Below are 11,348 nucleotides of genomic sequence, written 5' to 3'. Positions count from 1 at the left end.
CCCTCACAAACCCAAGATCATCTTGGCGATGATATTTTTTTGAATTTCATTCGAACCGCCGAAAATCGACAGCTTGCGGTTATTAAAATAGCCGGCTGCCGCGCGTGCGCCCGGCACCTGCGACGCCATGTCATCGGGCCATGCCAACAACGCCGACGGCCCGCGTGCACGCAGCATCAGGGCATGAATTTCCTGGCGAATTTCAGTGCCGCGAATTTTCAACATGGAACTCTCAGCACCGGGCACACCACCATCAGCCACCGCGGCGATCACGCGTAAATTGGTGGTCTGCATATTGGCTAAATCGATTTCTACGCGCGCCAGCCGGGCCGCAAACAAAGCATCTTCCGCCAGCGGACGACCGTTGCGGTACAGGCTGGCCGCGACGCGCTTGAGTTCGGCCAGTGCTGCCAACGAAAAGCCTATGCCAGCGATATTCGTGCGCTCATACGTGAGCAAATACTTGGCACAACTCCAACCACGATGTTCCGTGCCAACTAAATTTTCCAAGGGCACGCGTACATCATGAAAAAATACTTCATTCACTTCGTGTTCGCCATCGAGGGTGATAATCGGCCGCACTTCCACCCCGGGACTATGCATGTCGATCAGCAGAAAGCTGATACCCTCCTGTTTCTTGGCGCTGCGATCGCTGCGCACCAAACAAAAAATCATATTCGCGTGCTGTGCCAACGTGGTCCATGTCTTTTGGCCATTAACCAGATAACAATCGCCGGCATGGATAGCCGTAGTTTGTACCGCGGCCAAATCGGAACCGGCCCCGGGCTCGGAATAACCCTGGCACCACCAATCACTGCCATCTAATATGCGTGGCAACCAATGCTGTTGCTGCGCCGGCGTGCCGTATTTAATCAATACCGGCCCCAACATATTGACGCCGAACGGAACAATGCGCGGCGCGCAGGCGAGCGCGCACTCGTGCTCAAAAATATATTTCTCCACCGTGCTCCAACCCGGCCCACCGAATGCACGTGGCCAGTGATTGGCCAACCAGCCGCGCGCCTGCAGTACGGCATGCCAATGCTGCATATCGGCTTTCGTCAGCCGGATACCACAGCGTACTTTGTCGGCCAAGGCGGGATTGAGCTCAGCGCGTAAAAATGCCTGCACCTCGGCGCGGAATGTTTGCTCTTCAGTGCTCAATGAAAGATCCATGCGTATGTCTCCGTGGTCGCTCAATAAATTTCAAACAAAGCGGCCGCACCCATACCGCCGGCGATACACATCGTCACCACCGCATAGCGCGCAGCGCGCCGTTGTCCTTCCAACAGCACATGCCCAACCAAGCGCGCGCCGGTCATACCGAACGGATGGCCGAGCGCGATCGCGCCGCCATTGACGTTCAAACGTTCATCGGCAATACCTAAGCGCTGCTGACAATAAATCGCTTGCGAGGCGAAAGCTTCATTGAGTTCCCATAAATCGATGTCATCGACGGACAAACCATGCCGCTGCAACAACTTCGGCACCGCATACACCGGCCCTATGCCCATTTCTTCCGGTGCGCAACCGGCCAGCGCCAGCCCGCGAAAAGCACCGAGCGGCGTGACGCCAAGCTGCTCAGCCAGACGCGCTTCCATCATCACACACGCCGAGGCACCGTCGGCCAACTGAGAAGAATTGCCGGCACTGATGAATTGCCCCACCCCGCGCACCGGGGCCAACTGGGCCAACGCCGCATAGGTGCTGCCGTGACGATTGCAGGTATCGGCCGCGACCGTGACGCGACGCTGCGCACTCACCCCGGTCACTTTATCGGTGTAAGCCATGCTGGTCTCGCAGGCGACGATTTCGGCCTGATAGCGACCGGCCAGTTGTGCCGCCTCAGTCTTGCGCTGACTTGCCAAGGCAAACTGATCCTGCGCTTCCCGACTGATGCCATACCGTGCCGCCACCAGGTCGGCGGTTTCTATCATGCTGTGATACAGCGCCGGCTGATGTTCGGCGATCCACGGATCGATACTGCTGTCGCTGCCTTCGCGGCTACGTATCTGCGAAATACTTTCGACGCCACCGGCAATCATGGCCGGTGCGCCATCGACGATGATACGGCCAGCCGCCATGGCAATGGCTTGTAAACCGGAAGCGCAAAAGCGATTGACCGTGGCACCGGCAATCGAGATCGGCAAACCGGCACGCAGCACCGCCTGACGCGCGACATTGCGGCCGGTGGTTCCTTCCGGATAGCCGCAGCCGAGAATCGCATCTTCGATCAAGGCCGGATCGATACCGGCGCGCTCAACCGCCGCACGCACGGCCAAGGCCGCCAAACTTGGCCCCGGGGTGCTATTGAATTCACCACGATGCGCCTTGGTCAGCGGCGTACGGGCAGTGGCGACGATAACGGCTTCACGCATGATGAAAACTCTCTTTTCGAAGAATGGCCCGAAGCGGCACGCTGCCGACTGAGCAAAAACCCATTCTCAATCGTTCTATCGAATTTGACAATACCAAATTTAAACGACATAGTGTCAAAAATTCTTTGACATGGATAAAGATGGATCTACATTCTCTGACCCTGCTGGTGGAAATCATCGACGCCGGCAATCTCAGCCAAGCCGCTAAAAAACTCAAGATGACGCGTGCCAATGTCAGCTACCATCTGGCGCAACTGGAACGCGCGGTCGGTGCCCAACTGGTGCGGCGTACCACACGACGCGTCGAGCCGACCGAAATCGGCCAGCGTCTGTACCAACATGGTCTGGGTATACAAAATGAACTGTTCGCCGCGCGCGAAACCATACAAAGCCTGGGGCAAAGCTTGCAAGGCCGGGTGCGTTTGAGCGTTCCCAGCGGTTACGGCCAAATGGTGATGGCACCCTGGCTGATTGAATTCAAACGCGCCTATCCGGCCATCGTGCTGCAAGTCTTGTTTGAAAATCGCGTCGATGACTTGATGCGCGATGAAATCGACATCGCCGTGCGCGTCATGTCACAGCCACCGCAAACCTTGGTGGCACGCCAACTCGGTACGGTACGCTACATCGCCTGCGCCACCAGCACCTATGCCGAGCGACACGGCATGCCGCGCACGCTGGCGGCCTTGGCAGGCGTAGCTTTGATCAGTTCGGCCGTCATCGGCCAACAATTGCGGCTGTCGGCCTACCGCGCTGAGCAACGCGAAGAAGTCATGCTCGAGCCTACCCTGATCTCCGAGCATTTTCCATTCTTGCGGCAAGCGATCTTGGCCGGCCTTGGCGTCGGCGTGGTGCCCGATTATGTCGTGGCAGAAGAAGTCCACAGCGGCGCGGTCGTGACCACGCTCGATGACTACCGTCTGAGTATTTTCGGCAGCGAATTATTTATGCTCTACATGCCCAACCGTTATCAAACCAAGGCGGCGCACACCTTCATCGATTTCATGCTGGAACGAGCGCGCGAAAGCGGCGCAAGTGCAGCCACTTAAAACTGCCATGCAGACTGCACTTACCCAATCTGCGAGAGCGCAGTCGCAGCATTTGATACATCGAGATCGATCACCGCGCGCAACTGCAGTTGTGGCGGTGCCTGGTACAAGGCTAAGATCCAGGCTTGCCGACTATTGTCACTGACTTGATTGAGTAAGCCACAAAAAAAACACAGCGAAGCGTGATCCAATCCGGCAAACGCTTCATCGAGCAAAGTCAACGTGGCACCGGCAGCCCAAGCTGCAGCCAGCCAGACTTTGCGCTTACTGCCGGTCGACAGCATGAACAATTGTTTGTGGCTATGCGGTGTTAAGGATAAACCGGCGACGGCAACGGCCAAGCGCGTCGTATCGAAATGCACATAGCGCGCCGCCATCTGTGAAAAATAGGCCGCCACCGTCAGTTGATCCCATTCACTACTGTGCGGCTCAGAGCGAAACACGCAAGCCTGGGCTGCCGCTTGTGGCGTCTGCAGATCAACTTCACCCAAGCATATGCTGCCGCCTTGCGCGTGCAGCACGCCGCCGATCAACTGCAACAGCGTGCTTTTGCCACTACCCTCGCCCCCGCACACCAAGGTGACGCCAGCGCTGAACGACGCCGACCACTGATCAAACACCAAGTGCTGCGGATAATGAAAATGCAGCGCGCTGACTTGCAACAAAACAGAAGAACAGACGGGCATAGGCGACAGATCCAGAGCTGAGGGTTGGGAGAGATAAATTTACTGCCATTCTATCGCATAGAGTTTTGCAGATGATAGGCGAGTAAAGGCAAAATCATCGTGTCTCAGCATTTACTGCCAGGCAATAGGCAGCATGCGTCTGATATCCTCCTGCCACTCCGGCGAAGTGCGTTTGAGTTTATCTAACATGAGGTGACTGATCACGGACGAGCAGGTAAAGCTACCGGGCAGGCCGGCCAGTGAATTCCTCCAAGAGTCGACACTCTCGGGCGGCAAGTCTCTTTGCTCAATGGGTAAAACCAGCGGGTCCAGCGCGACCGCGCAGTTCAGCAAGCCTAATGCCAGTCGGCGTAAAGACGCGACAGACTCATCTTCATGACCGAAACAAACCGCCGAGGAATAGCGTGCAAAAATTGCACTGTGCACAAGCAAAGCGCGCGCCTGCTCCGCTGCCGACGCCTCTGTTTTGTTGCTAGCCAGCAGAACCTTATCGATAAACGTCTGATTAACGCTCAAATCGAGCGGTAAATGCCCGCCACTGAGCGCCGCCACATCGACATACGCGCGCACGACCTCGTGCAGCAAATCATATCTTCCTTCGCACTTGTTGCGCCCAATATATTTGATGCTCGAATAGCGCGATGCCGCTGCATTTTCAAACTCCTCCAGCAAGGGCGAGCCCAGGCCAAGTTTCGTCAACAAAGACTGATGCGGTGATAGATTGCAATCGCGGAAATAAATATGCCGGAGTATGGGCAAGGAACTGATCAATTGTTCTTCATTGCGAATCGATGTACTGACCATGATATCGCCCGTCTCGACGCCTCCCACGACAACCGGGGTCTTATGAAAATAGGCCAGTTCCTTCCATTTGTGCTCCGCCGGATCGGATTTCAACATATTTGGATAGTGTTGCGGCATCAACATCACGGCGTCTGCCCCATCGGGAGTAAAAAAAATCATATAATCATCGAGATCTTCGAGGCTTGCCACACCATAGACGTGAAGCGCCGCGGCGCGCACCGAGGCCACCTGCGCAATCGCGTACAACGCGCGTTTGAGTTCTGCGGCACCCTGCTGATACAGCGTATCCGAATTTTTTTCGGCATGGTGAAGCACCGAATTGATCAGTCCGCTGTGTTCAAGATAAAAATTCGATGCTTCTTTTTGTAAATTTTGCGTGCTGTATTCTATCAGCAGCGGCAACAATTTTTTTTCAATACTGAGCAAGCCGGACAAACCGTTTTCCTCGACGCCGGCTAGCCTTGGTGGCAGCACATGCATGATGAAATCTTGTTTAAGAATCGGGTCTTGCAGGTAAAAATCCAGATTCCGAACGATGGCATCAAACAATGACGACCTCAGCCACCCTTGGCTCTGTTCAGGTGCCTGTGTCAGTGTATGTGTAAGCACATGCTGCATCAGCTTGCGTTTATTGGCACTATCAGGCAGTGCGTTAATTTGCACCAGCACGTTGTCATTCGGCCTGCCACCATAATAGTTGAACGCTGTCGCCCAGATGTTAGCCGGATCACCTGCTTGTGGCAAAATCAGGCTCACTTCTTTCAGCCCCTGGAATTGCCCGCCCAAGTCACTGAAGGCTTGTCGCGTCAGACTGAGTCCGATAAACTTCGCCGCCGCCATATCGGCACCCGCAAAGTGACCATCCATTCTCATATTCTTAAATTCCGCCTGAGCCGCGTGCACATTCTTGAACACGGTTTGCTCCAAGTGCGCGTTGTCAAACTGGCTAGCGCAAAGATTGGCAGAACTGAAGTCGGCCTGACGCAAATCGGTATTGCGCAATACCGCCGACATCAAATTGGCGTTCAACAAGTGCGCAGCCCTGAGATCGGCGCCGCTCAGATCAACGCCGTGCAGATCAGCATCATCGAAGCGCGCCTCATCGAGGGTAGCGCCGGCAAAATTCGCCCCGGTTAACACGGCGCGGCTGAAATTGGCCGCATGCAGCATCGCCGCTTCAAAGTTGGCAGCAGCCAGATCGACATCAGAGAAATCTGCGCCACTGCAATCGAGACCAGCAAAATTCCACCCTGTGCTCGGCGCGATCACCTGATCCGGTGCCAGTTCCGATTCCGGCGCCAGCGCCAGCGCCGCCTCGTGCGCCACCGCCTCAGCCAAGTACGGATGCGCAAGCAGGCGGCTCGCGGTCAAGCGTTCTGAGGGAACGGTTTTCAAACAAGATAATAAAAATTCTCTGGCACCCGGGTCCAAGTCATCGGGAATCTGCGGCAATCCGCCCTCGTTGAGAAACTTAAAAAAAGGGAAGCCTTGAAAAACGGCCTCTCCCTGCGCATCGATGAACTGAGGATCCCTCCCAGTCAACATGCGCAGAAAAACGATGCCAGCACTCCAGATATCGCTGGGTTTGGACACCACATCGTAACCATTTTTTTCCGGGGCAAGATACCAGGCATCCCGCTCTTTTTTCTTTACGGCACCGGAGATCTCGGTGCTGGTTCGGTAGCTGAGGGTACTCGGCGTCAGCTTGAGAACCGCGCGCTCGCCTTCAAAATCTCTGACGAATTGCCCCTCCTTGATACCCAAATCATAAGAACCTTGCGCATGACAAGATTCTATCCTTTGCAACATTTGCACCATATAAATTTTTTTCTGCTGCAACGAAGGCTGTTCAGCCAGCACCTTCCGCAAATCGCCGCCCTCGAAAAACGGAAACGCCAGATGATACATCGGCGCTTGCAGCGAATTTCCCGGCACATACTTCCATCCTAACAGTGGAACGATGTGCGCGCCCAGCGATTCACTCATGGTGATGAATTGGCGATGTTTTTCCGTCATATTGTTAAAGTACTCTTCGACCCGAGATCTATCGTTGCATAGCTCGGTAGAAAGCCTGAGCTTAGCCAGACAAATTTTTCGCGCTTGCTGCGCTGCTGTGGCCGGAACTAGTGCCAAACGGTGCTCCACCCATGGGGAGTGAGCGATCAAGCCGCCATCCTCCAAGACGGAAAAATCAAACGGCAGCAGCTTGGTCGGCTCAAACTTGGCTTTCTTGGCAGCGCGCGCAATCATGACGGAGTCTGCCGCAGCAGGCGCGCCGAACCGTGCCGACTTCAATTTGGCATGGCAAAAGTTAGTCTGATGTAATTTCGTCTCACTCAAGATTGTTTCAAGCAGACAGGAATTTGCCAGCGTAGCCCAACTCAAATCTGCCCCACTCAAGTCAGCGCCACTCAAGTCAGCGCCACTCAGATTGGCACCGCGTAAATTGGCACCGCGTAAATTGGCACCGCGCAGATCGACGCCGCGCAAGTCGGCACCGGAAAAATCGCGCCCACTCAGATTCGCACCGCGTAAATCGGCACCATACAGAGGCGCGCCGCGAGCAGCTATTGTGCCGCTATACTGCCGATCCTCGTGCGCGCCAGATCGCGCCGAACTCAAGCGATGCGCCAAGCCGGCATCGACTGGATTATCTGGCGCGACATGATCGCATTGCGGCCCACCCTGTCTGGTCTGCATCAGGCAAACGGTGCAGTTATTGTCAGCCGTAGCAGCCGTAGTGGGCGAACCCACACGAGTGGAATGAACTGGTAAGACCATATCGAATCACGCTTTCATATAAGAAAAAAAAGACGGTACTTTACGCCCCTGCCGCGCCCGCTTCACAACCAGGCAGGAGGCAGCCATCGTCTGATATCATCGGCGAATTCCAGCGACATACCCTTGATCCTATCGAGCATATTGGCACTGATAATGGCCGAACAAGTGAATGTACCGGACACACCGGCGAGGGCATTTCTCCAGGAATCAATACGATCGCGCGGCAAATTTCTTTGCTCCACAGGCAAGACAGCAGGGTCGAGCAGCACTGCGCTGTTGAGCAAACCCAAGGCTAGCCGACGCAGCGATAACACCGAGTCATCGTGACTACCGAAATGCGCGGCCGAGGAGTAACGCGCACAAACTACCGCGTGTAACAGCAATGCCCGCGCCTGCACCGCTGCCGAGGAATGGCTTACGCCAGCAGCCGCCAGAACCTTCTTGACAAATGCTGGAGTCACGGTCAAATCGAGCGGCAAATGACCGGCATCCGTAGACTCCATATCGACATAAGGACGCAGGGTCTCGAGCAATTGATCCGCGCGTTCAGGGTAGCGTTGCTCCCCCATATAGTGGACGGCAGACCAGCGTGACGAAGCGGCCACTTTAAAATCAAGTAACACCTGCCTATCAAGTCCGAGTGCAGCCAAGAACACCTCATGTCGATTAGTTTTAAAATCGGCAGCATACAGGCTGCGCAGTACCGGTAAGCTGTCGGCCAACTGCGCCAGATTGCCGATCGTTTCATTGACCATGACGAGCTTGCCTTCTTGGTTCAAAACCTGGTGAAAATACACCAGCGGACGCCAATCATGTGCAGCACTGTCAGGCCCAAGCAAAGCCTGATATTGCTCCGGCGCGAGAGAAACCGCCGCCTTCCCATCGACCGTCAAGAATATCGGATAGTCGTCGAGCGCACTCACCGTGTCGTACCCGTAGATGACTTGCGCCTGCTCCCTGATCAAAGCGATCAAAGGAATCGCATACAGCGCGTGCTTGACCTCGGCAGCTAATTTCTGGCATTCCGGGTCGGCCTGATGCTGCGCGTGCTGCAGGGTAGAATTAATCAGGCCGCTATGTTCAATGTGAAAATTCGGTATGTGGTTTTGCAAATTAACAAGGATGTGACGCAGCAGCGGCGCGAGTATTATCGCTTGCCGCCCCACCTGCGCAGACAAGCCGACTTGTTCCGCCCTTTCTACCATACGCGGCAAAAAATCACTGTGAAATTGCTGCGATGTGACGGGGTCTGCAAGGTAAAAATCAAGATCACTGATCACAATATCAAACAATTCCTGTTGCAGCCATACCTTGATCTGTGCCGGCGCATACCGCATTGCGTGATCACACACCGCCCTCATCAAGTCCAGTTTCATCGGACTGTTTTTCATGCTACTGACTTGCCGGAGCACGCTGTCGCGTCCTTCTTCGTACCCAACTCGATCACGACTGACATACGCCGCATCCCACAGATTGACGTGGTCTGAGCTCGCAGGCAAAATGATGCGGAATTCAGCGAGATCTTCCAAACGCTCGCGCAAATCACGCCACGCTTGGGGCGGCAAGCGGACAGCATCGAATACAGCCTGATCAATCGTCGTATCAAAGAAACGTGCATCCAACTTCATATTCTTGAACACGGCCCGATCTGCACGCGCGCGCAGGAACTCCGTATCACGCAATCGAGCATTCTCCAATCTGGCCGAAATCAGCACACTGTCGGACAAATCAGTGTTATGCAAAATCGTATTTTCTAAGCGCGCCGAAATCAATACAGCCCTTTTCAGGCTAGCATCACTCAAATCCGCACCGCTCAAATTGGTAGCACTCATATCGGCATCGTTGCAACACGCCTTCCGTAATACCGCGCCGGTAAAATCAGCGCCGGCCAATAGCGCACCAGTGAAATCCGCCCCGTTCAGTTGCGCGCCACAGAAATTGGCATCACGCAGATCGACACCAGAAAAATTGGCCCCATTAAAATTCAAGCCTGCAAAATTTCTTCCGCAGCGCCGCCCCTCAGTCGCCTCAGCGAGATAGGAATGCATCAGCAACTGATCGACGGAATCACGCTGAATTGGATCCGTTTTAAAACAAGCTGACAAAAATTCCTTCGCCTCTGCCGATAAAGAATCGGGCATCTCAGGTAAGCCGCCTTCTTCGAGATAAAGACTGATAGAGTACGCCCTACTCAAGACTTCACCCTTGTCGATGTAACGTGGGAACTCTCCAGTGATCATGCGAAAAAAAATCACCCCCAGACTCCAGACATCACAAGCGGCAGACGGTGCGCCCTTACCACTTTCAGGTGCAAGATAAATATAGTCAGCGATTTTTTTGTCGTCATTTTGTGTCTCCCCAGTCGGCGCACGAAACATTTTCTCATTCGGCGTGAAGACAAGTACAGCTTGGTCATCGCGTATGTCAACGACAAATTTTGTCGCCTTAAAACCAAGATCAAAAAAACTTTGCTGGTGATAAAGCTGCGCCGTTTCCAGCATTTGTCGCATGAACTGCTTCTTTTGCAATTCAGTCAGGGGGCCATTGAGCGTCTTCAATAAATTGCCATGCCTACTGTAAGGAAACACGACCTGATATGTAGGAACGTCGAGCCGCGACTCTGGAACAACGAGTCCATGCGCCAAAACCGGCGCGATGCCAGGCCCCTTCACTTGGGTCATGGCGATGAACTGCCGGTTCTGTTCCAGCATTTTCTCAATATAGCTAGCCATCACAACATTACTGTGCTCGCCATTCTCAAATGGCAATTCAACTACCCGCAAAAACACCTCTTCACCGACCGGTTTTTCCGCCGTCGGCGCGGTCCTCGCCAAATAGGATTTAGCTACATCCGTACAGGCAAGCAATTTCACTGGTTTCAAGCTATGAAGATCGAGCATGGGCGCGCTGGTCGGCGGTTCAAGATCCATGCTTTCACTGGACACGGCAACATCATTGAGCACGGTGCCATCGTCAGCGAAGGAAAACTGCGCATGACGGAACTGCGCGTCGGAAAATTTGGCGTTATAAATATTGGTTTCATTCAAAATTGCATCTTGCAAGCACGCATACTTCAAATTCGCATGACACAGTGTGGCACCGCTCAGATCCGCCCCGCGCAGATTGGTGCGAGACAGATCGGCATGGGAAAAATCCACACCACGCAGATCGGCACCGGAAAAATCCATGCCAGCCAAATTAGCCTCACGACAATTTGCTCCGGGCACGACGCTGCCAGAACGATCGCTCGGCGCGCTTGCGGCCGTCGTCGCGATTGCCTGAGTTCCGACTGATTGTGCAGTAAGCATGCGATGCGGCAGACTGACATCGACAGTCATCCTGTCAGATGATACCGCGCCCATCGGACCGTGCTGACTGACTTGCGTCAAATGCGAAAGTGCACCCGCATCCGAAATCGATGCGGGAGGATAACTGGTGGGCGTGCTACCGGCGCTACTGAGTGGATAGACCATAGAATAGTTGCACTTTCAAAGTGAAGACCTGCCAGGGTGAGACAAAGAGACGACAGCAGCGATTACAAAAAACAGGCCAATTTTTTATTTCCGCTACCACGAACAGCCAGCAGTATGCGCAGGCTAATCCGACCACGCTTGCAAAAAATACCCTTAGGAGAGCGACCTTACAGCAAG

General features: G+C 54.4%; 6 protein-coding genes. 1 reads left to right on the top strand and 5 read right to left on the bottom strand.

Annotated features, from left to right (window positions below):
- Positions 1-3: 3 nt before the first annotated feature.
- Positions 4-1,176: an acyl-CoA dehydrogenase family protein gene (locus QN359_RS01035; RefSeq protein ID WP_322247954.1), complete on the bottom strand. Its 1,173-nt coding sequence runs from the start codon at positions 1,174-1,176 to the stop codon at positions 4-6.
- 20 nt (positions 1,177-1,196) lie between these two features.
- Positions 1,197-2,378: an acetyl-CoA C-acyltransferase gene (locus QN359_RS01030; RefSeq protein WP_322247953.1), complete on the bottom strand. Its 1,182-nt coding sequence runs from the start codon at positions 2,376-2,378 to the stop codon at positions 1,197-1,199.
- A gap of 140 nt (positions 2,379-2,518) precedes the next feature.
- Here QN359_RS01030 and QN359_RS01025 point away from each other — a divergent pair, with 140 nt between their 5' ends.
- Positions 2,519-3,427, top strand: a complete 909-nt coding sequence (locus tag QN359_RS01025) for a LysR family transcriptional regulator (RefSeq protein WP_322247952.1) — start codon at positions 2,519-2,521, stop codon at positions 3,425-3,427.
- Between the two features lie 20 nt (positions 3,428-3,447).
- Here QN359_RS01025 and QN359_RS01020 read toward each other — a convergent pair whose 3' ends face one another.
- The 3 genes from QN359_RS01020 to QN359_RS01010 form a co-directional block, all read right to left on the bottom strand.
- Positions 3,448-4,113, bottom strand: a complete 666-nt coding sequence (locus tag QN359_RS01020; RefSeq protein ID WP_322247951.1) for an ABC transporter ATP-binding protein — start codon at positions 4,111-4,113, stop codon at positions 3,448-3,450.
- 111 nt (positions 4,114-4,224) lie between these two features.
- The gene (locus QN359_RS01015) at positions 4,225-7,617 is read right to left on the bottom strand and encodes a pentapeptide repeat-containing protein (RefSeq protein WP_323493171.1); all 3,393 of its coding nucleotides are present in this window, start codon (positions 7,615-7,617) and stop codon (positions 4,225-4,227) included.
- Between the two features lie 143 nt (positions 7,618-7,760).
- Positions 7,761-11,171, bottom strand: a complete 3,411-nt coding sequence (locus QN359_RS01010) for a pentapeptide repeat-containing protein (protein WP_322247949.1) — start codon at positions 11,169-11,171, stop codon at positions 7,761-7,763.
- Between the last annotated feature and the right edge of the window lie 177 nt (positions 11,172-11,348).

It is taken from the genome of Undibacterium sp. 5I2 (assembly GCF_035019605.1).
Lineage (GTDB): Bacteria > Pseudomonadota > Gammaproteobacteria > Burkholderiales > Burkholderiaceae_D > Undibacterium.
This window is presented reverse-complemented; position numbering and strand designations above follow the sequence as displayed.

Coding starts and splice junctions, on each gene's coding strand:
- QN359_RS01035 (WP_322247954.1), bottom strand. CDS start 1,176: ATGGATCTTTCATTGAGCACTGAAGAGCAAACATTCCGCGCCGAGGTG.
- QN359_RS01030 (WP_322247953.1), bottom strand. CDS start 2,378: ATGCGTGAAGCCGTTATCGTCGCCACTGCCCGTACGCCGCTGACCAAG.
- QN359_RS01025 (WP_322247952.1), top strand. CDS start 2,519: ATGGATCTACATTCTCTGACCCTGCTGGTGGAAATCATCGACGCCGGC.
- QN359_RS01020 (WP_322247951.1), bottom strand. CDS start 4,113: ATGCCCGTCTGTTCTTCTGTTTTGTTGCAAGTCAGCGCGCTGCATTTT.
- QN359_RS01015 (WP_323493171.1), bottom strand. CDS start 7,617: ATGCAGACCAGACAGGGTGGGCCGCAATGCGATCATGTCGCGCCAGAT.
- QN359_RS01010 (WP_322247949.1), bottom strand. CDS start 11,171: ATGGTCTATCCACTCAGTAGCGCCGGTAGCACGCCCACCAGTTATCCT.